This is a genomic window from Paenibacillus sp. FSL R5-0744 (assembly GCF_037972555.1).
Lineage (GTDB): Bacteria > Bacillota > Bacilli > Paenibacillales > Paenibacillaceae > Paenibacillus_AQ.
In genome coordinates this window covers 922,915-946,545 of record NZ_CP150228.1, presented here as the reverse complement: position 1 = coordinate 946,545, position 23,631 = coordinate 922,915, and the positions used below count along the sequence as shown (strand labels likewise).

At 44.4% G+C, this 23,631-nt stretch carries 18 protein-coding genes; 8 read left to right on the top strand and 10 right to left on the bottom strand.

Translation table 11 applies throughout. From position 1 onward, the window contains the following. Positions 1-61 precede the first annotated feature (61 nt). The 5 genes from MKY19_RS04210 to MKY19_RS04190 all read right to left on the bottom strand — a co-directional run bounded on the left by MKY19_RS04210 (position 62) and on the right by MKY19_RS04190 (position 5,603). Positions 62-949 carry a sugar phosphate isomerase/epimerase gene (locus MKY19_RS04210; protein WP_339800603.1) on the bottom strand — a complete coding sequence of 296 codons (888 nt, stop codon included), beginning with the start codon at positions 947-949 and terminating at the stop codon, positions 62-64. A gap of 38 nt (positions 950-987) precedes the next feature. Then, a complete protein-coding gene (locus MKY19_RS04205) occupies positions 988-2,016 on the bottom strand; it encodes a LacI family DNA-binding transcriptional regulator (RefSeq protein ID WP_339800600.1) in 1,029 nt (342 codons plus the stop codon). A gap of 68 nt (positions 2,017-2,084) precedes the next feature. Next, positions 2,085-3,665 (bottom strand): DUF3502 domain-containing protein, encoded by a 1,581-nt coding sequence (locus MKY19_RS04200; protein ID WP_339268871.1) that lies wholly within the window; start codon positions 3,663-3,665, stop codon positions 2,085-2,087. 77 nt (positions 3,666-3,742) lie between these two features. Then, the gene (locus MKY19_RS04195; protein ID WP_197069743.1) at positions 3,743-4,639 is read right to left on the bottom strand and encodes a carbohydrate ABC transporter permease; all 897 of its coding nucleotides are present in this window, start codon (positions 4,637-4,639) and stop codon (positions 3,743-3,745) included. Between the two features lie 28 nt (positions 4,640-4,667). Then, the gene (locus MKY19_RS04190) at positions 4,668-5,603 is read right to left on the bottom strand and encodes an ABC transporter permease subunit (protein WP_339268868.1); all 936 of its coding nucleotides are present in this window, start codon (positions 5,601-5,603) and stop codon (positions 4,668-4,670) included. A 591-nt stretch (positions 5,604-6,194) separates the two neighbouring features. Here MKY19_RS04190 and bglX point away from each other — a divergent pair. The 3 genes from bglX (at position 6,195) to MKY19_RS04175 (ending at position 10,307) form a co-directional block, all read left to right on the top strand. Beyond that, positions 6,195-8,354, top strand: coding sequence for a beta-glucosidase BglX (gene bglX / locus MKY19_RS04185; protein ID WP_339800596.1), 2,160 nt, complete (start codon positions 6,195-6,197; stop codon positions 8,352-8,354). A 30-nt stretch (positions 8,355-8,384) separates the two neighbouring features. Further along, entirely contained in the window at positions 8,385-9,353 is a 969-nt protein-coding gene (locus tag MKY19_RS04180; RefSeq protein WP_339800593.1) for a metallophosphoesterase family protein, read from the top strand. 171 nt (positions 9,354-9,524) lie between these two features. Continuing rightward, complete coding sequence (locus tag MKY19_RS04175; RefSeq protein WP_339800590.1) at positions 9,525-10,307, top strand: 3'-5' exonuclease; 783 nt, start codon at positions 9,525-9,527, stop codon at positions 10,305-10,307. 108 nt (positions 10,308-10,415) lie between these two features. On the opposite strand, the gene MKY19_RS04170 is transcribed toward MKY19_RS04175, so the two are convergent. Then, a complete protein-coding gene (locus tag MKY19_RS04170; RefSeq protein WP_076283820.1) occupies positions 10,416-11,735 on the bottom strand; it encodes a 6-phospho-beta-glucosidase in 1,320 nt (439 codons plus the stop codon). 237 nt (positions 11,736-11,972) lie between these two features. Between MKY19_RS04170 and MKY19_RS04165 the strand changes: the two genes are divergently transcribed. Continuing rightward, positions 11,973-12,686 carry a GntR family transcriptional regulator gene (locus MKY19_RS04165; protein ID WP_076283819.1) on the top strand — a complete coding sequence of 238 codons (714 nt, stop codon included), beginning with the start codon at positions 11,973-11,975 and terminating at the stop codon, positions 12,684-12,686. 88 nt (positions 12,687-12,774) lie between these two features. On the opposite strand, the gene MKY19_RS04160 is transcribed toward MKY19_RS04165, so the two are convergent. Then, positions 12,775-15,327: a hypothetical protein gene (locus MKY19_RS04160; RefSeq protein ID WP_339800586.1), complete on the bottom strand. Its 2,553-nt coding sequence runs from the start codon at positions 15,325-15,327 to the stop codon at positions 12,775-12,777. A gap of 18 nt (positions 15,328-15,345) precedes the next feature. Beyond that, on the bottom strand, positions 15,346-17,190 hold the full coding sequence (locus tag MKY19_RS04155; protein WP_339268858.1) for an S-layer homology domain-containing protein: 1,845 nt from the start codon (positions 17,188-17,190) through the stop codon (positions 15,346-15,348). Positions 17,191-17,738: 548 nt separating this feature from the next. Here MKY19_RS04155 and MKY19_RS04150 point away from each other — a divergent pair. The 4 genes from MKY19_RS04150 to MKY19_RS04135 all read left to right on the top strand — a co-directional run bounded on the left by MKY19_RS04150 (position 17,739) and on the right by MKY19_RS04135 (position 21,834). Continuing rightward, positions 17,739-19,037: an extracellular solute-binding protein gene (locus MKY19_RS04150; protein ID WP_339800582.1), complete on the top strand. Its 1,299-nt coding sequence runs from the start codon at positions 17,739-17,741 to the stop codon at positions 19,035-19,037. A gap of 93 nt (positions 19,038-19,130) precedes the next feature. Then, positions 19,131-20,015 carry a sugar ABC transporter permease gene (locus MKY19_RS04145; RefSeq protein WP_076283815.1) on the top strand — a complete coding sequence of 295 codons (885 nt, stop codon included), beginning with the start codon at positions 19,131-19,133 and terminating at the stop codon, positions 20,013-20,015. A 16-nt stretch (positions 20,016-20,031) separates the two neighbouring features. Continuing rightward, entirely contained in the window at positions 20,032-20,919 is an 888-nt protein-coding gene (locus tag MKY19_RS04140) for a carbohydrate ABC transporter permease (protein WP_081382815.1), read from the top strand. 138 nt (positions 20,920-21,057) lie between these two features. After that, a complete protein-coding gene (locus MKY19_RS04135) occupies positions 21,058-21,834 on the top strand; it encodes a MerR family transcriptional regulator (protein ID WP_339268853.1) in 777 nt (258 codons plus the stop codon). Between the two features lie 70 nt (positions 21,835-21,904). Here MKY19_RS04135 and aroD read toward each other — a convergent pair whose 3' ends face one another. Both aroD and rbsK read right to left on the bottom strand, forming a co-directional pair. Beyond that, complete coding sequence (aroD, locus tag MKY19_RS04130) at positions 21,905-22,669, bottom strand: type I 3-dehydroquinate dehydratase (protein ID WP_076283813.1); 765 nt, start codon at positions 22,667-22,669, stop codon at positions 21,905-21,907. After that, on the bottom strand, positions 22,666-23,613 hold the full coding sequence (gene rbsK / locus MKY19_RS04125; protein ID WP_339800576.1) for a ribokinase: 948 nt from the start codon (positions 23,611-23,613) through the stop codon (positions 22,666-22,668). Before rbsK ends, aroD begins: the two co-directional genes overlap by 4 nt. Between the last annotated feature and the right edge of the window lie 18 nt (positions 23,614-23,631).

Sequence of the window (23,631 nt, the reverse complement as noted above, 5' to 3'; positions counted from 1 at the left end):
TCACCCTCCACTTCACTGTGGATTTTGAGGTCATTTTTGGGTTGTTACTATCTGATATCCTTTACACCGGATTAGGGACAAAACTGCCACCTCGGCAATACTTCAAATAATTTAGTGCATGTACTTGTCCAGTCATTTCTAGTTCACCCTGATAGACAGGATCATGCCAGCCTTCAATATCAATAGTTCCCTTATAGCCGGCTTGGCGCAGAATCGAGATGATATCCACCCAGTTCGTATCTCCGAAGCCAGGCGTCCGGTCCCACACATAAGGCTTAGGTCCATGAATTCCGTATTCCTTGACGATATCCCAGGCAATAGTGGCATCTTTACCATGCACATGGAACACCTTGTTCACCCATTTGCGTAGCTGCGGAATCGGATCAATGAGACCTATCAGCTGGTGGCACGGTTCCCATTCCAGACCCAGATTGTCTGCTGGTACAGCATTGAACATTTTCTCCCAGGCTGAAGGATTGTGAGCGATGTTCCACTCTCCGGCCTGCCAGTTTCCACCCATAGAACAATTTTCAAAAGCAATTCTTAAGCCACGATCGGCTGCCCTTTTGGACAATTCACTAAACACCTCTGCAAATCTCGGAATCGACTCGTCAATCGAAGAACCTGGAAGACGTCCGGTGAATCCACCGATAATATCTGTGCCGAATAAATGGGCATGATCAATCAATCGCTCCCAACTGGCGAGTGTGTCAGCATTGTCTCCATCTCCTGAAAGTGGATTTCCGTAAATCCCAATGGAAGAGATGACAAAATCATGTTCAGCAGCCAGCTCCGTTACTCGTGCAGCTGTTTCTACAAGATTAGTTTCACCAGTGGTCTGCCAAAAGTTCAAGTTAAAGGACTCAAACCCATGCTGAACAATTTGCGGAATAACGGCGACGGCCTCCCCGCCACGAACTAGAGTACCTATTCTTAATGTGTCTTGCATTTGGGTTACCACTCCAATGATAGCGTTTATAGTCAGTATTATACCTTAAGTGTTTTGAGCATCTTGCAAGAGCCTCGCTTGAGCAATACCGCATCGTAGACAATATGCTGATGAGCTGACCGTCCAGAAATTAGATCAAACAGAACGCCCACACTGGATAAAGCCATTTCTGTACCCGGTTGGCTGATCGTATCAAGTGAAGGATGAAAATATTCAGCCATTTCGATCCCGTCAAAGCCAATGATTGAAATATCATCCGGAATAGACAACCCTGCGGTAAGCACCGCTTTGGCAGCACCGATAGCAATCGTGTCGGAGGCTGCAAATATTGCGGTTACTCCCTTATTCCTTTTAAGTAATCTTCGCGCTGCATCAAATCCAGAGCTAGGACTGTATTCACAATCCTCCACAAGCTGTGCATCATAAGGCAGATTATGTTCTTCCAGTGCTTTTTTGTAGCCCAAATAACGCCGGTTGCCTGTCGTTTCATCCAGTAATGGGGACTTGGCTAGAAAACCAATATTCTCATGTCCAAGTGATATCAAGTAATTGGTGGCCTTATAAGCTTCCTTCAATTCATTAATGGTGACACTAGAAAAGATATCAGGGTCCACCTCTTGTGTGGAGGTGATCGTCGTCAGTACAAAAGGAACCGTCAGTTGCTTGAATTTCTCTTCGGAATGATTGTAAGTTCCGCCCATGAAGATGATCCCGCATAGATTCTTTTCTTTGGTCAGCTGAATCGCCGCATTAATTTCATCCGTTCCATCCTCTACCTGATGAATGAGGAAAGGGTACCCTCGCAGATTAGCCTGCCGCTCGATTTCTTTGATCATATTAGAGAAGAACGGATTCGTAATCCCCTTAACCAAAAGTGCAATGTTCTTAGACTCCGTAGTTTTTAGATTTCTCGCATTGGAATTGGGAATGTAATTGTATTCCTTAACAACATTCAGAACCTTTTCCCGTGTAGCCTTGCTCACCAGCCCCTTATTGTTGATGACCCTGGAAACCGTCGAGATGCCCACACCGGAAATCCGCGCGATATCCTTGATATTTACGTCCACTATACTCCCCCACTTATGAATAAGGGAGCTATATGCTACTATAGCTCCCTCACACCTTTTAACGTTCTTTAGTTCACCGGAACGAACTCAGCCAATTGCTTTTCTACTTCGGCAATAACCTTGTCAATTCCTGCTTTTTTCAGTTGCTCACGGTAATCCGCTACAGCAGCTTTAGGATCTTTGCTTGTTTTACCAAGCATCAATTGAATACCAAGCTGAGAATTCACGTTGGAGATCGAAGCAATCTCTGTAGTAACATTCGCTGGATCGAAAGTAAAGCCGTTGTATGGATCATTGATAGCCACTTTATCCCACTCTGCGAACAGAGAGTTACGGATTGGGTTCTCTGTGTCCGTAGGAACTACGAATTTGTCATTACGAAGTGACCAAGCAGCGAAACCTCCGCCGTCTGTTTTTTCGTTGAAGCCTGCAGGCTGCTTTTTAACTCCATTTTCCATGACATATTGCTTACCTTCAATACCGTTTTGGATGAGGTTGTAGTAGCTTTCGTCAGTCATGAACTTCTCGATTACCATCAAAGAACGCTCTGGATTCTCAGAGTTGACACTAATTACGGTAGAGTTATCAACACCCATTTTACGTTTAATCTTCTTGTTAGCTTCTGCAAAAGTATAGAAATCAGTTTCTACCCCTGGTAGTGCCGTCTTATCCCCGCCATATTGACCGAGCCAGTCCTGAGTATGCGTCAAGTAACCCGCGGAGTTTGCTGCTCTGAAGTTATCCTTGCTTCCAAGTGATGAGGACAGTACATCTTTGCCCCAGTATCCCTTGTCTGCCCATTCACGCATCTTCACAGCCCAATCTTCGAATTCTTGGGTGTAGGCTGGAGAGAACACTGTTTTGTAGTCCTCTGCGCTCTTAGTCACTAAATTGATTTCATTTGTTGAGATCCCTGGTGCATTAAGCCACTGACCAGTAGTATCTACGAGCATTCTGAACATATTTTGTGCATCTTCAGCTTTACCATTAATAGGTGGGAATGATTCATTGGCAACTACATTGTCCATGTATTTAACCATATCGTCGATAGATGCAATTTTTTCCATGCCGTATTTTTTCAGCAAGTCTACACGATAAGCATAACCGCTTGGTGTATATTCGCTATAAAGACTCGGAACACCATAGATTTTACCTTTGACCTTCGTATTTTCCCACACACTTGCTGGAATTTCTGCCTTCAGCTTAGGAGCAACTTTATCGAGCATGTCAGTAATGTCTACCAATGCACCTTCACTTGCTAATGTATAGTAGTTTACCGGTGCTCCAGGAGAAGCATGTGACAAATCAAATGTTTCACCAGAAGCAAATAGCAATGGATATTTCGTTGCAATATCTGGCCAGTCGATATATTTAATTTCTAAAGTTGTATTGATATCTGCCTTGAGTTTTTTGTTAATCTCAGCTAGAATCGCCTTATTTTGAACACCTTCACTGCCCCACAAGTAGTACGTCAGCTTAGCTTCTTTGGAAGTATCGACTCCTCCTGTATTGTTAGCAGATGTTTCTGGTGATTTAGTAGCTGCTGCATCATTGCTAGAAGCATTGTCTTTGGATGATGAGCAAGCTGTAAGTGCCCCCGTAAGCATTAGGACAGCTAGTAAAGAAGACGCCGTTTTTTTACCTTTCATTAGGTAAACCTCCCTTTTTTTCTGTTAATAATGATTGCTTGATTTATAATAAACGCCCTATGAAAAGGAAACGTCCATTAACCCTTTACTGCCCCGATTGTGAGGCCTGTTACGAAGTAACGCTGCACAAAAGGATATAGAAGAATAATAGGTCCAGTAGCTAGCACAGCTGTAGCCATTTTAATGGATTGCGTCGGAAGATCAGCAGTATTGATTACCGCCCCCGAATTGACTAGCGCTCCGAGATTCGCCTGATTGACCATTCGCTGCAAGAAGTATTGAAGCGGATACTTCGTCGGATCGTCGATATACAACATTCCGTTATACCATTCATTCCAAAAGCCCAGTGCCGAGAACAATCCAATCGTAGCTAAGGATGGAACTGCTAGTGGAATGAATATCCGCCAATAGATGCGGAAGTCACCGGCGCCGTCAATTGTAGCGGATTCATATAGAGAATCCGGAATAGCTTTCATAAAGTTACGCATTAGGAAGATGGACCAAGCGCCTACTACACCCGGAAGGATCATGGCGAATAAGCTGTCCTTCATATGAAGATGTTTGACCATCAGGATATACGTTGGAATCAAACCACCGCTGAAAAGCGTTGTAAAGTAAATCATAAAGGAGAAGAAATTACGATATTTGAAATCTTTTCGGTTAAGTACGAACCCAGCCATTGACATCATGAATAGTCCAAGTACCGTACCTACTACGGTGATAAAAATCGTAACCTGATAAGCACTTACTAGTTTGCCAGAGTTATTTAACAGCAATTCATAAGCCTTTATTGAGAATTCCTTTGGCCAGAGCTTATAGCCTTCACGGACAATTTCCTGTTCATTCATGAACGAGGAAGAGATCATTAATGCAAAAGGAAATACACAAAATAGTGCAAAGATTGTAATGCAGAGATAGCTGACCGCTTTAATGAGAATACTGCCAGAATCCTGCTTGATTTTTGATTGTTCCACTGATATCACCCCTATTTCGTTTCTGAATTTAGAATAATGCGCTGTCTGGTTCGACCTTACGAACAATAAAGTTTATCACCAGTACCAGAATCAGACCGAATAAGGATTGATAGAAGCCGACTGCCGCACCCATGGAGAAGTTGAATTGCCCCACTAATGAACGGAAGACATAGGTATCAATGATATCCGTCTGCGGATACAGCACGGAGTTAGTACCAATCAGGTTGTAGAATAGGTCGAAGGAGCCTTTAAGAATGCCACCCAATCCGAACAACAGCAATAGAATAAAAGTAGGCTTCAGAATTGGAAGAGTCATGTAGCGAATCCGCTGCCAGGTCGTAGCCCCATCCATATAGGCCGCCTCATACAAATCATGATTAATTCCTGTAATGGTTGCCAAATAGACAATCATACCGTATCCAGTTCCAGCCCAAATCTTAAAGGCAACAATGATATACTTCCAAATCCCAGGGTCAGAATAAAATTCATAACGATCTAACCCCAAGCTTACAAACATCGTATTAATAAAACCTGAGTTGAAGTTGAACAAGTTGTAGGCAAATACACCGACGATAACCATTGAGATAAAGTTTGGAAGAAGAATGACGGACTGCGTTATCTTCTTGAACCACTTACCTGCTATTTCAGATAACATAATGGCGAAAATGATTTGAATAATATTCCCCAAGGCAAGAAATACAACATTGTAGAGTAGTGTATTTTTAGTAATATTCCAGAGATCACCGTTTTGAAACAGGAACTCAAAGTTCTTAAGGCCAATGAAATTACTACCGAAAATACCCTTATTGAGCTTGTAATCTACGAATGCGACGTAAGCGCCAGGCATTACCGCATAGTGAAAAATAATGAAGTATAGGATTACAGGCAGCAACATTAGAAAAAGCACTTTGTTCTTAATGACTTCCCGGACAATATTTCCACCCGCAAGCTTAATTCTTGCCAATGAGCCCACCTCCAATTTGAAAAATGCATTTCGTCAGATGCATAACTTAGCTTCCTTTCCTGTCCCGCAACCAGCTTAAAACTGATTGCTCATCCTTTATAATAAAGCGTATCGGATGATATAGAAACGTTTCCATAATTTCTTTGAAACTCCCTGTACGAAAATCATACTCCCTAGATGTATGCGCTGTCAATTCATTTTATTTTTGTTTTTCTAGTAATAAAAATCACATTTTACAACCTAAATATAATGAATCGGCCGATTTCACGAAGATAATTGACTTTTTATGGCCTTCGGACTAAGATCGATATGTATCGTTTATGGAAACGTTTCTATCTGTTCTTTCATAAACATGTCAGCCTCTATCTATGACGTCTGACGTTGAACTCCCCGTACCGATCTATTACATGTCTCATCCAATAATATTAATCTGCGTATGCACACGGAACAGGGTATTGAAAGCTATCCTTTACTCGGAATCCTCTCCCGCTTAAAGTAGCGGCGAACAGAAATCGCAAGCGCTTTCTTATTGGTATAGCACATCTAATTTTCACAATAACTATCAATGCGCTCACGAGGAAGGTGTTAACCATGACTAAATCTTTTATCCAAGATCTTGTGAACGATATGACTCTGGAAGAAAAACTGGCCCAATTAACCCAGCTAGGCCCTCACTATTGGGGCTTGGATGATACCGTGGATTTAACCGGCCCATTTAAAGAACTGAACATTCAGCCACAAGTAATGGAGAACATCGGAAGTGTTCTGAACGGTATTGGAGCCAGAAATGTGATTGATCTGCAGACCCGGCATTTGCAAGCCAGTCGTCAGAAGATTCCTCTGCTCTTCATGGCGGATGTCATTCATGGCTACAGAACAATTCTTCCGATCCCGCTTGCGATAGGTTGTAGCTTTGATATGGAAGCTTGCGAACGATTTGCTGAAATTGCAGCCAAAGAGAGCGCAGCTGCCGGCATCCATCTCACTTTCTCACCTATGACGGATCTCGTACGCGATCCGCGCTGGGGACGGGTGATGGAGACATCCGGTGAGGATCCTTATCTAAATGCCCGTGTAACTGAGAGCATGGTACGGGGCTATCAGGGCAAAGACCTAAAAGAAAAAGGGCGGATCGCTGCCTGTGTGAAGCACTTCGCCGGTTACGGCGCTCCCGAAGGCGGTCGTGAATACAATACGGTAGATATGTCCCTCGGCGTATTACGTGAGTTCTATCTACCAGCCTATAAAGCTGCTGTAGATGCTGGTGTAGCCATGGTGATGGCCGCATTCAATACGATTGACCGCATACCAGCAAGCGGTAATTCCAAACTTCTCCGGGGAATTTTGCGTGAGGAATGGGGCTTCAACGGCGTTACCATTGCCGACTTCAATTCCGTCAATGAGCTAATCCCCCATGGTGCAGCTGAGGATGGCCGTGAAGCAGCGGAGAAAAGTATAGCTGCTGGACTTGATATTGAAATGATGTCCACCCATTATCTAAACCACGGTGCCGGTCTGGTCGAGGAAGGCAAGCTGGATGTCTCTTTGATCGATGAAGCCGTTATCCGAGTGCTAGAACTTAAGGATGCCCTCGGCTTGTTTGACAATCCGTTCAAGGATGCAGACCCGTTAGTAGATGAGGCGCCCACGCCGAGCACGGAGAATTTGCAAGCAGCTAGAGAGCTGGGTGCCAGCTCAGTGGTACTGCTGAAAAATGACAATGACGCTCTGCCCCTTAAACGCGGTATGAAGATTGGATTGGCTGGTCCCTTCGCTACCTCTATTCATGTGCTGGGCGGCTGGTCTGGAACGGAAAAAGACCCGGCCGTATCACTCTACAACGGCATTTCTCAAAAAACATCTGCCGCAGATATTATTACGGCCATGACTGGTGAGCTGGGAAGCATGCTGGAGGGTGTTTTTGATGTAGAGGATGAAATCGAAGAAGCCTTCCAGCGCCTAAAGGATTGCGATGTAATTCTCGCTGCTGTAGGTGAGAATCAGCAGGATACCGGGGAAGGCGGAAGCAAAACCAATCTGCGCTTGTCGACCAATCAGGAGAAGCTGATCTGGCGTTTGAAAGATACCGGCAAAAAGATTGTTACCGTTGTATTTAGCGGCCGACCACTGGAACTAACCCCTGTTCTTGAGGCCAGCGACGCTTTGCTGCAAGCCTGGTTTCTGGGTACAGAATCCGGAAACTCACTAGCTGATGTGCTGTTCGGAGATTATAATCCATCCGGTCGTTTATCTATGAGCTTCCCTTACTCGGTTGGACAAATTCCTATCTATTACAATGCCTATCAGACGGGGCGTCCCTATGATCCCCTATATCCCAATGTACGATATGTAACTCGATATCTGGATTGCCCTAATGAACCTCTCTTCTGCTTTGGCTATGGTCTGAGCTATTCCAGTTTTGATTACAGCAACTTCAATGTTGATGCTAAGGGTCGGATTGTTGCCTCCATTGAGGTGGAGAATACTTCAGACATCGCCGGTAAGGAAACCGTTCAACTCTATATCCATGACGTCAGCGCAAGTGTCGTTCGCCCGGTCAAAGAACTAAAGGGCTTCCGGCAAATTACACTCGCAGCGCATGAGAAACAAGTAGTTTCTTTCGAGATCACTAGAGATATGCTAATGTTCTACGGAAAAGACGATCAATTGGTCTACGAGCCCGGAGAATTTGATATTATGATTGGTAGAAACTCCGGAGATCATTTCACACAGCGGATCTGGATCAGCTAACAATATTACACAGTAAGGGAGATACCCCCAATGAGACACAGCTTATCATTTCAGCAAGATGGAACCTTGAAAATTGTACAGTTCACTGATCTTCACTGGATGGATGGAAGAGCCGAAGATCAGCGTACTCGGGAACTGATGGAACGCGTTCTGGAAGCGGAACAACCTGATCTTGTGGTCTTCACGGGAGATCTGATTTACACTGCCCCTGTCTCACCTGATGAACAGGCGTGTGAAGACCCTGCCCAAGCATTTCGGGATGCTGTCGCTGCTGTTGAGAAAACAGGTACCCCTTGGGCCTTCGTATTTGGCAACCATGATACAGAAACTCTGATTTCCCGCAGTGAACTGATGCAGATTGCATTGGAACATCCCCACTGTCTGGCCGAAGCCGGTCCAGAGGATCTTGAAGGTTCAGGCAATTACACACTTGAAATAAAAGATCAGGATGGCCATGCGGCCGCTGTCCTTTATTTTGTTGACTCCGGCAGCTACTCCGAGATGGAGCATATCCCTGGCTACAATTGGGTTAGCCGGAATCAGATTAACTGGCTAACTGCTGAATCCGCTAGATTGAATCCTAAAACTGCTGAGAACAGGCTGCCTGCATTAGCTTTCTTCCATATCCCGATTCCCGAATATCGTGAGGTCTGGTCTACACAAGTCTGTCATGGGTATAAGTATGAGCGTGTATGCTCACCTGAGGTTAACTCGGGATTATTCTCGGCTTTGCTTGAAATGGGTGATGTGCTGGGCACCTTCTGCGGACATGACCATATCAATGATTTTACGGGCAGCCTGTATGGCATACGTCTTTCCTATGGCCGTGCTACCGGCTACAATACTTATGGAAAAGAAGGCTTTATGCGGGGCGCACGCGTCATCAGACTGACCCAAGGTACCCAAGACTTCGATACCTGGCTTCGTCTTGAAGACGGATCTGTCCTGCTGGAACAGCCAATTCATCAGCCTGAACCTGCTGCCGGTTCAGAACATTAATCGTCTTACTTTATTGTCTGCAATCTTTTTGCTCATTTATAGTTATAAAAAGAACCCGCATAGTGCTGGTTCTTTTTATGTTCCAATATTAGCTTGTTCCCATACTCCCCATTACATCGCTTTTTTTGTTAAAATAGAGTAGTCGACGTATTAAGCACTACAGCGTCAGTCATGGAACGGAGGCAAGTACCTGTGGATTATATTATTCTGGACATCGAATTCAACGGCCGTAAGTTTGCCAGCGAGCACCCTATGGAGGTCATTGAGATTGGAGCTGTCCGGTTAGACTCTTCATTGCAGTATAAGGATGAATTCTCTTCCTTGATCAAACCCATATATTTCTCTACCCTTAATTCTTTTATTAAGAAAAAAACCGGGATCCCCCAAGAGGAAATCGATATTGCCCCCCGCTTCCCGAAAGTCATCACTGCCTTTAGAGAGTGGCTTGATCTAAGTACAGACGGAGTTCTGCTACTAACTTGGGGTGGCGAGGACATGAAACGAATCATTCAGGATGTGCGCATGCACAAGATGGACGACTCCTACTGGATGTCCGCAACGTATTTCGATTTACTTAAGGGTGTGCTGCGGGCTCGCGGCCTAAGTAATGATATTAGTGTTGAAGGTGCAATGGCTTTGTTTGAGCTAGAGCCCTCTGGGTCTGCTCACCGAGCACTGGATGATGCAAAGATGACTTCAGAGATCTTCCGCGCTGTATTTAAGGATCTGGATTTCGAGCGCTCACAGCATTACGTAGATACCTTTTCTAATGCCAAAGAACGCAAGACGGTCAAAGTCGCCATTAAAGCGATGAACTCACAAAAAATAGTACCTACCTGGGACCTTGTTCTCGAACACTACTTCTCAGACAAAACAACCCTAGCTGATCCTCGCAAATTAGAGGAATTACAGAATTATTTTGCGGCGCAGATGGGACTTAAAAAGGTTCAATAGTCTACTAAAACAGCATGTAGGACAACCTAAACAGCGGCAGTCTTCCCAATGAGCACTCAGAGGATGGCTGCCGCTATTTTGAGTTAATATAACAAAGTACTAAGGAACTTATCTCTGAAACTGTGGTAGAAAGTCGGCATTCTGCTCTAGAATATCAGCTAGCACCGCCTTGGCAATTCGTTCATCGCCGACCAGCGGGTGGAGCGTCAATGCCTGAAGAGCAGAAGCATAATCGCCTTTCACCGCAGCTTCAATCGTCAGCTCTTCATAGGACTTCACCACCTGAAGCAATCCTCTGATCTGTGGAGGCAGTGGCTTAACTAGTCCCAAAGCATGTGGGCCATCCGATTTAATGACACAATTGATCTCAATGGATACATCATCCGGAAGACAAGGTATTGCCCCTTGATTGCGAACATTTACAGTCTGAATATCGCCTGTATCATTATAAATAGACTTCATGAGCTGAACGGCCGCTTCAGAATAATAAGCTCCGCCACGTTTCTCCAGCTGGGCAGGCTTTTCATGTAGTTCCGGCTGTTTATACAGCTCAAACAGCTCCGCCTCTACTTCCTTCACATCATCTGCACGAGTTTTGCCTGTCGCCTGATAATATTCTAGCATCTCGCCGTACATTTCTTCCTTCATATAATAGTAACGGTGATAAGCGCAGGGAAGGGCACCTACCGAATGAATAAACTCAGCATCCCATTCCAGATCGGGAATATTGGCTGGCGAAGATTGACCGATGCTGCCAAGTCGGGTCATGAAATCCTCTGTCACATCATCACCATCAAGCACTACCCGGGTCGTCCAATTCAAATGATTAATTCCGACAATCTCAATGAACATCCGCGTTTGCTCCACCCCGTATAGCTCGGCAATCTGCATTTTTGTACCAATAGGTAGATTGCATAACCCAACGGACTTAACCTTAGAATACTTGGAGACAGCTTCTGTAATAATACCGGCAGGGTTAGTGAAGTTAATCATGAAGGCATTGGGCGCTAGCTCTTCAATATCACGGCAAATACCAAGAATGACTGGAATGGTACGGAGAGCTTTGGCGAAGCCACCTGCTCCTGTCGTCTCCTGACCGATCAGCTGATGAGACAACGGTATCTTCTCATCTCTTGAACGTGCGTCTAACATCCCTACCCGAATTTGTGTCGCTACAAAATCAGCATCTCTGATCGCTTCGCGCCGATCCAAAGTCGTATACAATGTAATCAGCTTTCCACTCGCATTAATCATCCGCTGAGCCAGTTCGCCAATAATCCGTAACTTCTCTGCCCCTTGCTCGATATCGGCTAAATACAGCTCAGTGACCGGAAACACTTCATGATAACGGATCAGCCCCTCAACCAGCTCCGGTGTATAGGAGGAACCTCCCCCAATAACTGCAATCTTTAAGTGTGACTTCTTCATTTATTGTTCTCTCCCTCTTGCACTCAATTAGTTTATAGTAACATCGTCATATCTTGTTCCTACAATTTTTTCTTTTGTCTTCTAATAAAATACTTTGAACAAGGTTAGGACCATTCACTATTCCAATATTAGTAATTTATTCGTCGTTTTCTTAGTTAAACCGCATTTATTTTATGTTTCCTCCGATTCTTCATCCGTGATATAATATAACAAATATGTAATCGGAGGATGTTTGTAATGACAAAGAGAATAAATAACTCATTATATTCCATCATAAAAGAACAACTTCTGAAACAAATTCAGTCTGGAGTATACGCAGTTGGAGACAAGCTTCCTACTGAGGCTGAGCTATGTGAGATGTTCTCCGCGAGTCGAACAACAATCCGCCTTGCCCTTAGCGAGCTTGAAAATCAAGATATTTTGGAGCGGTATCAAGGGAAGGGAACTTTCGTCAAACGTAAGGAGCTTCAGCTCAACCAGGCGCGCAGCTTCACTGAGGATGTGCTGATGAGTGGCAAAGAGCCCACCAGCAAAATTATCGAAGCCAAAGTAATACCAGCCGAAATGCCGATTAATGAATATCTTAATATCCCTTTAAAGGCACCCGTGAACCACTTGCTGCGGATACGTTATGCCGACAATGAGCCATTACTTTATGAAAATACTTATATCGCTTGGGATCTGGCACCTGGTCTTATCAATGACTACAAGGAGGGTTCGCTGTTTTCCTTTTTAGAGACAGAGCATAATCTAAAAGCCCACCGTTCCGTTGAACAGTTGAAACCCGTTCTAGCCAATAGTACCGCCAGCAAGCTGCTTGGAGTTAAGGAAGGCTCGCCCTCTCTGCAGGTAAGGACATTTACTTATTTAGCTGATAACTCCCCACTGGAGTACAGTTTTGGCGTATTCCGTGGTGATTTTCCCATCTATACAATTGAACGACAATTTTGAGGCTCATCACTGGCATCAGCTAATAATTAGCTAGAAGTAACCTGCCTTGAAGAATGCGAAGCGCCCTTGCGGGCGCTTCTTTCTGTACTCACTCTTTTATAATTTCAAAGTAGCGTCCCATCCAGTATGGCAGGGTGAATACCGACCCGGCTTCTATGCTACCCGTGCGATAGTTGTAGTTTGGATTGACGCCAGTGGATTGGCTCTCATTAGCAAACGGATTGGAATTGTGCTTAATAATCCGACGCTCATCAGGAGCGAGTGCGTAATTTGTCTGTTTGGCTTTATCGCGGTCTCCAGGTTCAATATAAAATACATCCTGGCGATCCCATTCAACAGGAAACTCAATCTGGAATTCAGGGAACCGGTAGAGGAATCGAACGGCCGACTGTAAATCTACATCTGTTTTGTCAGGATGCGCGAGCTGATACAGGAAGGTATAGAACGGATTCTCCTCCCGGACTTCGTTAGAGTACCACTGATCATAAGCCTCTACGATCTTGGCGTGTCTAAGCTCATCCTGTTCCAGTGTGACAAGTATAAATACCGGGAACCATCCAAGCTCTTCATCGGAATAGTTGATATATTGGGTCCAGTCATTGTGCAGGGTAGCATTGGCGTTGGTACTGTCGCCTGCATTGTCCATGGTTACCACCTCATTGCCGTTATCACTGTAAGCATTGGTAGCTTGGCGCACAATTCTCCGTTCAACATATTCCAACGCCATATCTATATAGCCCAGACCGTTCACATACGGATCTTCCTTACTATAGCTGCTAGCAAAAGCCTGTTCATATGCCATCTCGTATTTGAGCGAGTCTGCCGGATATCTTTTTTCAGTGACGAAGCTAGCTGTTTTCAGTACACCCATTACCTCGAGAGCATTGAGCGGTGCATCTTCATAGCCATAGGACAGTGCATCGTTCCCATCCTTATCGACACCAACACTGAATTCCCACTGTTTCTGCTTCTCCATAGTGCTAAGACTGTCGTTAAAATACTTCCCGAGCCATCTCGACCACTGTGTCGATTTGCCAGTAGCATCCTCAATATAGTAATGGTCATCCTTCAGAATCAGTTCTGTCATACGTTGCGTAGTTTCTTCAATAAAGGATTTCAGCTCTAACAATTCGGGATCATTACTGTCCCCTACCAGATATTTGAAGGCTGTATAGAACATAGCATAGTGGCCAATCACTTCATCTGATGAAGTATCCGCTTTATAGACGATCTGATTCATATCAATATGACCATCTACAATTACGCTACTAGGGAACAAATCATTGAAGAAATCAGGAATTTGCTCATACACAGGTGCTGTCAGCTGAAACAAAGGTTTATTCGTTTCGCTCGTTGTCTTATCTTCCTTTGCGGTGCTGTTGTTGGTGGCCGCCGTAATCACTGGAAGCACTTGATATACCGGACCGCTTTCCGTTGTTTCAACGATGGTTTTAATATCAATGCCTAGCTTCTGCCCCTCGGGACGTGTCAGGTTGAGCTCATCGATTGATGCTTGACTAAGACCGAGCCCATTATAATTCATTACATCAGTACCACCACTCGGGAATAACATCGAGCCTTTTTTGTTCTCCGCATCCTTAGTCACCCTGACCATCGAATAGCCTATGGGTTCTACACCGTCATCGCGTTGCATGCTTGGAATAATCCCATTTGGATTATTCTTATCCGGACCGACGAAATTCTGGAACCAAAAACCATTCGTCGATTGATACCCATACACTGTATTTCCCACCGTAGCTGCAGTCGCCTCGCTAGTTAGCATATAGGAACGAACTGGGAAGCCATTTCCGCGGCCCGACACATAATCTAGTAGCAGCACTGCTTTGGTGGCACGGAGTGCAGCAGCCTTTGCATCATTTATTTCCGCCACCTGCTCTGAGGTCGGATTGGTGCCGTATTGCTCCTGCAGCGCCTTATAGCGGAAGACCTCGCCCATCGCATACATTGTCGTCCATAAGCCATCATTATCACTGGTCGTAGGTGTTGAATTGAAAACACCAGTTGCCGAATTGTAGTTTACAGCATCTGTTGTGTTGTCCGTGTCAGTAAAGGTAAAGCTTGTGCCATGAACCATACCGCGTCTGTCCAGAATAGTCTGAACTAAATCCTCATAAATGAATGATTTCTCATGCAATGTTTGCTCCGGCATAGCAATATGCGTCACACCACTTGCTGTCCGCGCCCAAATACCTCCCGCTTCGTCACTAGCTAAACCAGTAACATGATTATCTCCGCCATACAAATATCTTGGACCTGCCATGTATTGAACGATATCCTTTGTATCACTTGCATTAAAATCGACCCGCTGTAGTCCATTCTGCGTACCAATCCAATAGACGCCTTCCTTATCGAGAACGACACTTGTCACATCACCGATCACTGACAGCGGCAAAAATTTCAACGCACTTGCGTCCGTAATCCAGTCAAGCGTATTCGGAATGGAAGCTGAGCCATTTTTATAGTAGGTCATTTTCTTTGACTGCACGGCCTCCAGCTGAACAGGTGAATAGCTAGCTCCAGGCAGCTTTGCTGCCCCTACAGGTATTGCCGACAGTGTGAATAACGTAACAGCAAGCAATGCGCCTGTTATTTTTCGAGCGCGTTTCTTCATCATTTGCATAAATTCATTCCCCTTCCCTTATTGATAAATATGCGATACACCTGTTTCCGTAATGGCCAAAACACCTGTGCTGCCGTCAGAGATTAGCAGAAGCACTTTATTATCCGTTAACTGCTTAGTCTCAGCTGTATAAGCTAGCATTTCATTGGTGGAAAGCTTAATTCGAGTAACCCCACTATCGGTTCCAATCCATAGGTACGTCCGATTTTTATCTAAAACTGAGCTGTTAATTCCTCGAAGGGAGGCAAAAATAGAAGGCTTAGCGTTGAATTGGTAGTTTACGAAGGTAATAGCGTTGGTGAGATCAGGCATAACTACTGCTGAGTTAGCGATTGAAGGTTTATACGAAGGATCTTGAAGAAAAGTTATATATTGCTTAGCCGTTCCTTCTGCCCCAGTAGAGCTAAAGGATTTAAGTACCTCTTCATAGCTGTACAGTACGGTAGCTTTTGGTTCAGGATCAACCGTACCAGGTTCTCCCGTTCCAGGATTTCCTGTACCCGGGTTTCCTGTACCGGGATTCTCTGTTCCCGAGCTACCGGAACCAGAACCGCCAGAACTACTCGACGTATTAGGCACCCCATTACCGCTGCCTTTATAATCGTGACCGTTTATTGTCACTTTACTAGCATTCACCGTCAGCTTGTTCGGCATCGATGCCAAGGAAACTCCCTCAGCATTCACTTCAGCTTCTGCAATTGTTCCTTCACCAGTTACTTCAGCCCCACCGTTAAAGAACAACTTCTTAATGCTCGCACCTTTCACAAGCTGAATTCTTGACTCTGCTGCTAAAGAGGCGACCTTAAAACTAGTGATTTCGCCACCATTAAAGACAAAACGTGTCTTTCCGGCAAGATTTAGCTGATTTACATTTCCATTCAATGAGACATCCGCAAGCCCATTTGTTAGTACATTAATTGTATCAATTGGGTTATTGGATTCATTAACAACCTGCGATCCCGAGAGGACATCTATAAGTGGGAGTGTCGTTGTCCCTTTAAGTACAACTCTTATTGGAGAGGACGGTTTATTGATTACAATTCTTTTTATTTTACTGTCCGTAATTGTGATACTGTTCGCACCCCCGCCGTTTATGTAAACGACGCCTCCGATTACTGCACTTTGCAGACTCAAATCTCCTTCCCCAACACCCGGAGTTATATATAAATTGCCTGTAAGGTTCAGATTGGATAGGACTGCTCCGGGCCTGTTGACAATCATACTGCTGCTAGAGATACCGGAATGTTCTCCGCCATCGGTGATCAGAATCCCCATAGCTCTATTAATCATCTTCACTGCCTCTGCACGAGTCAGCTCCTTCTTCGGCTGAAAGGTAGCCTCTGGTGTGCCTTCCACATAGCCGGCTGCCTTCATCGCATAGACCGCTTCCTTAGCCCAACTGGAGATTGCTGCATCATCAGCAAATGCGACACCACTGCTTGCCGAAGTCGCAACATTAAACACTCTGCTAAGAATAAGAGCAGCCTTCTCCCGGGTAAGTACCTCTAGCGGTTCAATGCCTCCCTCCCCATTGCCGAGAATTGCCTCAGCAGCAACCGCCTTGCTAATTTCTGGCGCATACCAAGCAGTCAAAGGTACATCCTTAAAGGTTTTACTACTCACTGCACTGAAATTAAAGATGCGATTGATCAAGGTAACGAATTCTGTCTTTCGAATTCCTTCGTTAGGCAATACCTTGCCGTCTTTATCACCTTTGAGTAGCCCCATTTCCTTCCACGAGGCAATTTCTGTTGCAGCCCATTTTGGAATAACCTCCGTCGTGTCTGCGAATGCGGCTGACGTGTACGCCATAGATGATGTAACAGCAAGTATAGTGAGTGCCTGCTTCAAGCTGAACTTCATATGCGCTCCTCCTTCATATTTTTGCTTTTAGTTTCACCATATAGAAAACTCAAATGCTAATATTATGTCACCTCCATGTAATATTATCATAATTTGTAGTAACGTTTAATCACATTCTATTTTTAATCATAACAAATTGTCAATAGCTTATTTAGAGTGCATTTATTTTAATTTTATTCAGCATAATTCAAAACAATTTAGAATATAAACCCTTATACATCCACTTTTGTTTGCGCTTTCATTCACTAATGTTAATTTTCAAAGCCCCCGGATTACAGTTAGCATTCCTGCATTATTTTTCTTATTAAAATCTCAAAAGTGATTGACATCACATTAAATATAATCAATAATGAAAACTAAGTTGTTACTACATTTATCTCATCCAATTTATTACTCCTCTTAGCTCATGCCAACATCGCCCTCCTGTGTTAACTTAAATCACACGAAAGCTAATGGAAGAAGAAACTTAGGCACTCTTAGCAGTATAGGAAGTAAGCACGATGTCAATTTCATTATTGTTTCTATTAAACTCAAGGAGAGATGATCGATTGAGAAAATGGATGATTGGACTAGTTGCATCAATGCTGATTACTACTTTGGCAGGATGTTCCTCCACCTCAAACAAAGAGAGCACAGCAGTAAACACAGGCACTACTGAGGGAAAAACGCAGACACTTCGCATTGCCATGGGTTCACCAGGTGAAGGTTTAATTAAAGTCTGGGAGGACATTGGAAAGGAATTCGAAAACCAACATGCGGGGATTAAAGTTGAGTTCAACTATCAGGATGATGATACATACCAGACCATCGGGCTACCCAATCTACTCAGCGGCAAAAATGCTCCCGACCTCTATTTCGAGTGGGCTGGACAACGGCTACAGACAAGAGTAAGCGATGGTTATGCCGCAGATATTACCGAACAACTACAAAGCTCAGGCCTGAAGGATATGTTTGCTGACGGCACCTTCAACGGTATGATTGTCGACGGCAAGACGTATATGATTCCAACAGCAGGCGATGTGACAAATGTGATCTTTTACAATAAAGAAATCTTCAGTAAGCAAGGTCTTGAACCGCCTACCACCTGGGAGGAGTTCCTTACAGTGTGCCAGAAGCTTAAGGATGCCGGCATTACGCCGCTTGTTATCGGTAACTCCGATCTATGGACAGCCGGCAACTGGATTGCCCATGTCATTTCTAGAGTAGTAGGAGAAGATGCTTACAGTGAAGCGCTGCAGTTAAAGCAACCGTTTCATTCAAAAGATTTCATTAAAGCATACACCTATGTACAGGAGCTATGGGATAAAGGCTACATCAACGACAATGTGAATGCCCTCAACGACAGTGAAGGTGACATGATGTTCCTGAACGGTAGCGCGGCCATGCACCCCATTGGTAGTTGGCTTGTCCCAACCGCTGTTGAAGAAAACCCTGATCTTCAGCTAGGCTACTTCAATACTCCAGTCATGCCGGAAGGTAAAGGCAATCAGGATAGTGTAATCGGCGTACTTAATGGTATGGTCGTCAACAAGAACTCTAAGCTGATCGACGAAGCCATTGATTTTATGAAATTATATAGTTCAGCTGAATCGTCTAAAAAGCTATCCGATGCCGGGGCTGTACCGATCACTAAAGATGGTATTAATACCGAAACGACCCACCCGCTCTCGTTAAGCTTAAATGATCTGATGGAAAATGCACCTGCTCTAGTATCGCCTCCTGATACCGGCTATTCCATCGAGGTTGCAAATGCCTTAAATATGGCTACATCTCAAATCATTGGTGGAGCCAAATCCCCGGAAGACGCATTATCCGAATTGGAAACAACCATAGCCCCACTTAAATAAACATTCCTCATCCTTTATATAAGTCTCATCAGACCGCTCATCAGCAGTATACCTTGGGCGGTCTCCCCATACTTATGAACTGGAGGTATTGTCATGTCCGGCAAGAGTAATAAGCTTTCCCCTTACTTGTTCACAGCCCCCGCTGTATTGATATTTGCCTTTGTCGTGCTTGTGCCTGTTCTCATGACCTTCGTATTCAGCTTCTATGACTGGAACGGGATCGGCGCAATGACCTTCACAGGCTTCGACAACTATATTCGGGCTTTTCATGACCGTATTTATATTAGCTCCTATGGACATACACTTATCTATATTGTTGCTACGGTATTTGTGGAAGTATTAGTCGGACTTGGACTTGCAGGTTTAATAACAATGGGTCGCAAAGGCAGCGGACTATTCCGACTCGCCTTCTTTGTTCCTGTCATGTTACCAATGATTGTTATCTCCTACCTGTGGAAATTTGTTTACAATTCCGATTTTGGGATCGTCAATATGCTGCTGGACACAATCGGCCTGGAGAGCTGGACACGCGTCTGGCTAGGCAACCCTGATACCGCACTATACGCAATTTGTATTGTCTCCGGATGGGTATATGCTGGATTCTATATGACTATCTTTTATTCTGGCATACAGCGTATTTCCAAGGAGGTCTATGAATCTGCTTATCTGGATGGTGCAGGAGAAAGACATATTTTTTTCAAAATTAAAATTCCAATGATTCGTAATTTGGTGGAAACGGGAATCCTGCTATGTGTGTTAACTGGGTTTCAAGCCTTCGACCTGTTCTATGTTATGACCAATGGTGGTCCTTATAACTCAACGGAAATTGTTACTACCTATCTCGTCAAAGTCGTGTTTACTCATATGAGCATCGGCTATGGCTCCGCGCTGGCTGTCATCATGACGATTGTTATCGCTGTGATCGGACTCGTTACCGGCAAATTAACTAAGAAGGACTCCGACGCGCTGGAGTATTGAGAAAGGAGAACTGTATATGCCCCCACTAACCACCACTGTCATTCCTATAAAAAAAAACAGCAACTCCGTCAAAGCTACGTCCAACAATAAATGGTTCTCGCATATTGGATACTATATCTTCATGATCGTGCTCTCGTGCTTCTATTTCTATCCGATTGTTTGGCTGATCCTTTCATCCTTCCGTGAAAATAATAAGATCTTCTCAACTCCGTTTGCACTACCGGAAACGATTAATCTACAGAACTGGTCAAAAGCCTGGAATATCGGCAATATGAGTACCTACGCTAAGAACAGCATCATTGTCACGATATTAACTGTCATTGGCATTCTGCTATTCGCAAGCCTCGCAGCCTTCGCCTTTAGCAAGCTTCGCTTCCGTGGAAGCAGCCTCCTAATGCTGATGTTCGTATTCGGTCTGTTTATGCCTCTGCAATCGTTTTTTATTGCACAGAGCTATATTTTTGAGCAACTGAATTTGAAGGATTCTTATTGGGCACTGATTATACCTTATATTGGAACTGGGCTGCCACTTGCGGTCATCCTGCTTAAAGCCTATTTAGACTCCGTTCCCAGAGAGCTTATGGAGGCTGCACGCATGGATGGCTGTGGTGACTGGTTGCTCTACCGAAAGATCATTTTCCCTCTGTTGATCCCTAGCATGGCTACGGTTGGCATTTTCTCGGCGTTAAATTCCTGGAATGAACTATTGCTTGCCATGCTGTACATCCAGAATGATGCCTTAAAAACCATCCCAGTCGGACTCTTGGCGTTCTCCAGCAGGTATATGACCGATTACAAGCTACTGTTCTCCGCACTCGCTATCATTACACTGCCGATGATTATTGTGTATATCTTCTTTCACCGCTATATCGTTGCGGGTCTGACCGAAGGTGCACTTAAATAGTCTCCTATCACAACATAAATAATATAATTAAGCAGCGGTAGTCTTCCCAATGATCATTCAGAGGGTAGCTGCCGCTGTTTTTGGTAACTATAAAATAATATTTGACCTTTACGCTACGTAAAGGTGTACAGTGAATTTGTGGGAGGTGATACTACGGAATACACAGTGCAGAAGCTTGCGGAGTTAGCTGGTGTTAGTACACGGACCTTGCGATATTACGATGAGTTTGGCATTCTTAAGCCGGCTAGAATCAACTCTTCCGGGTATCGTATTTACGGTCAGCGTGAAGTAGATTTGCTGCAGCAAATTCTATTTTATCGAGAGCTTGGTTTAAGTCTAGAGAACATCAGAGAGATTGTTACACAACCGTCCTTTGACGGAACGAGAGCACTACGAAAGCATCATGATAAGCTACTGGAAAAGAGACAACAGCTAGATCTATTAATTGCTAACGTCGAACAGACGCTGGCTCATAAGGAAGGACAAATTATAATGAGTGATAAAGAGAAATTCGAGGGCTTTAAGCAAAAGCTGATTGAGGATAACGAGAAGAAATATGGTCAGGAGATTCGAGAAAAATACGGAGACAGCACGGTAGATCAGTCCAACAAGAAGCTGAAGGGTATGACTGAAGAACAGTATGCGGCTATACAGCAGATCGAGTCGGAAATGTTCGAGTTCCTGTTGCAGGCGATGGAAGCTGGAGATCCTGCTAGCGTATTGGCACAAAAGAGTGCTGAATTGCATCGCCAATGGCTCTCCTTCTACTGGAATTCTTATACCAAAGAAGCACATGCGGGTGTAGCTCAAATGTACGTGGATGATGAGCGTTTCACAGCTTACTATGACAAGCACCGTCCTGGACTTGCAGCGTTCTTAAGAGATGCAGTGCATGTGTATACAGGAGCAAAATAATGAGATAAAAATAGAGCAGTGCCGGAATTCCGGTCCCTGCTCTATTTTTTCGAATCTCTGCTGATACCTCTTACAAGCTACGATGCAGCAGCGATAAAACATTCCGAAGCTCAGCTACAGCGACCTGGCCTGGTGCAGACGGCTTATGCGCGGCCCCAAACGTTAATGCTGAACCGAAGATTTCACCCGACAGACGGCTGACTACTCCTGCTCCTGCCATGGACATCGTAATAATCGGGCGATCTGCATGTTTAGTTTTCATAATATGAGTGGCTTCTAGCAAGGTCAGAACGTCACCTGCATCTTGAGGCATAACTGCAATCTTAGGCAAGTCCCCACCAAGCTCCTGCATCTTACATAGACGCGAGATTAGCTCCTCTTTGGGAGGTGTTTTATGAAAATCATGATTTGATATGATAACAGCTACGTTATGAGCGTGAGCAGCCTCAACTAATCCTCGTACATCCTGTTCCTCATTAAACAATTCAACATCAATAATATCTACTAGCCCACTCTCAGCAGCAGCAACATTAAGAGCTATGTAATATTCTATACTGACCTGCTTCTCTCCACCTTCCTTCGCACTACGGAACGTAAAGATCAGCGGAAGATCCGGAATGATCGCGTGAATATCACTTAACGCTGACTTCACTGCTTCTAAATCCTCCACTTTTTCAAAAAAATCCGTACGCCACTCCACCAAATCAGGATTTAGCTCTTTTAAGGCTTCAGCTTCCTGCTTCAGTTCAGTAAGGGTAGCACCAATTAACGGGACGCATATTTTAGGTATTCCTTCACCGATCACTACATTTTTAACGATTAATGTTCTGCTCATGATTTTAGCTCCTTATCATCCGATACATGCTTTATAAAATTTTCAACCTCAGGCAAATACGGCAGTGACGGTATTGCACCTGCTTTCCCAACAGCCAAAGCACCGACAGCATTCGCGAAGCGTAACGCTTCCTCCAATGACTTACCTGAGACTAACTGCTGTGCGAGTGCACCATTAAAGGAATCTCCCGCAGCAACTGTATCTATTGCCTTTACCGGGAACCCAGGAACTAACTTGGTCCCCTCAGCATTAACTAACAATGTGCCTTTAGCACCTATAGTTACAATAACGTTCTTAACACCCTTTTGTAGCAAAATACGGGCAGCCCGCTCAGCCGTCTCTATACTATCGACAGTCATCCCAGCTAGAATTCCTGCTTCCGTCTCATTTGGCGTCAAATAGGTTACTTGACTTAACATCTCATCCTTAAGCCTTCTGGCTGGTGCAGGATTTAAAATGATTGGAATCCCATAACCATGGGCAATAGCAACAGCCTGTTCGGTCATTGCTAAATCCATTTCAAGCTGCATCACAATCATCTCAGCCTGGCCGATTACAGTCTCTAACGCCTGTATATCCTCTGCAAAGAGATCAATATTCGCTCCGGGTACAACGATAATCCGATTCTCTCCATCTTCTTCAATAACGATTGAAGCTACACCTGTTGCCTCCGTTTCACTCACTGAGATATGTTCTATATGAATACCTTCTTGCTTAATAATCTCCAGCATTTCGCTTCCAAAGGTATCTTTTCCGACGCTGCCGATCATACTAACCTCAGCACCCAGACGTGCTGCGGCAACGGCTTGATTCGCTCCCTTTCCACCGGGAGATAGAGCAAATGCTTGTCCCATAAGCGTTTCTCCTGCATTCGGTGCCCGGTTCGTACGTACTACCATATCCATATTTAAGCTTCCAATCACAACTATACCCAACTTAAACACCACCAATAATTATTTCTT

What these genes read in the sequence shown, in the direction of transcription:
- bglX (WP_339800596.1), top strand. Translation starts at nt 6,195, where the DNA reads ATGACTAAATCTTTTATCCAAGATCTTGTGAACGATATGACTCTGGAA.
- MKY19_RS04145 (WP_076283815.1), top strand. Translation starts at nt 19,131, where the DNA reads ATGTCCGGCAAGAGTAATAAGCTTTCCCCTTACTTGTTCACAGCCCCC.
- MKY19_RS04155 (WP_339268858.1), bottom strand. Translation starts at nt 17,190, where the DNA reads ATGAAGTTCAGCTTGAAGCAGGCACTCACTATACTTGCTGTTACATCA.
- MKY19_RS04210 (WP_339800603.1), bottom strand. Translation starts at nt 949, where the DNA reads ATGCAAGACACATTAAGAATAGGTACTCTAGTTCGTGGCGGGGAGGCC.
- aroD (WP_076283813.1), bottom strand. Translation starts at nt 22,669, where the DNA reads ATGAGCAGAACATTAATCGTTAAAAATGTAGTGATCGGTGAAGGAATA.
- MKY19_RS04200 (WP_339268871.1), bottom strand. Translation starts at nt 3,665, where the DNA reads ATGAAAGGTAAAAAAACGGCGTCTTCTTTACTAGCTGTCCTAATGCTT.
- MKY19_RS04165 (WP_076283819.1), top strand. Translation starts at nt 11,973, where the DNA reads ATGACAAAGAGAATAAATAACTCATTATATTCCATCATAAAAGAACAA.
- MKY19_RS04180 (WP_339800593.1), top strand. Translation starts at nt 8,385, where the DNA reads ATGAGACACAGCTTATCATTTCAGCAAGATGGAACCTTGAAAATTGTA.
- MKY19_RS04140 (WP_081382815.1), top strand. Translation starts at nt 20,032, where the DNA reads ATGCCCCCACTAACCACCACTGTCATTCCTATAAAAAAAAACAGCAAC.
- MKY19_RS04160 (WP_339800586.1), bottom strand. Translation starts at nt 15,327, where the DNA reads ATGCAAATGATGAAGAAACGCGCTCGAAAAATAACAGGCGCATTGCTT.
- MKY19_RS04170 (WP_076283820.1), bottom strand. Translation starts at nt 11,735, where the DNA reads ATGAAGAAGTCACACTTAAAGATTGCAGTTATTGGGGGAGGTTCCTCC.
- MKY19_RS04175 (WP_339800590.1), top strand. Translation starts at nt 9,525, where the DNA reads ATGGAACGGAGGCAAGTACCTGTGGATTATATTATTCTGGACATCGAA.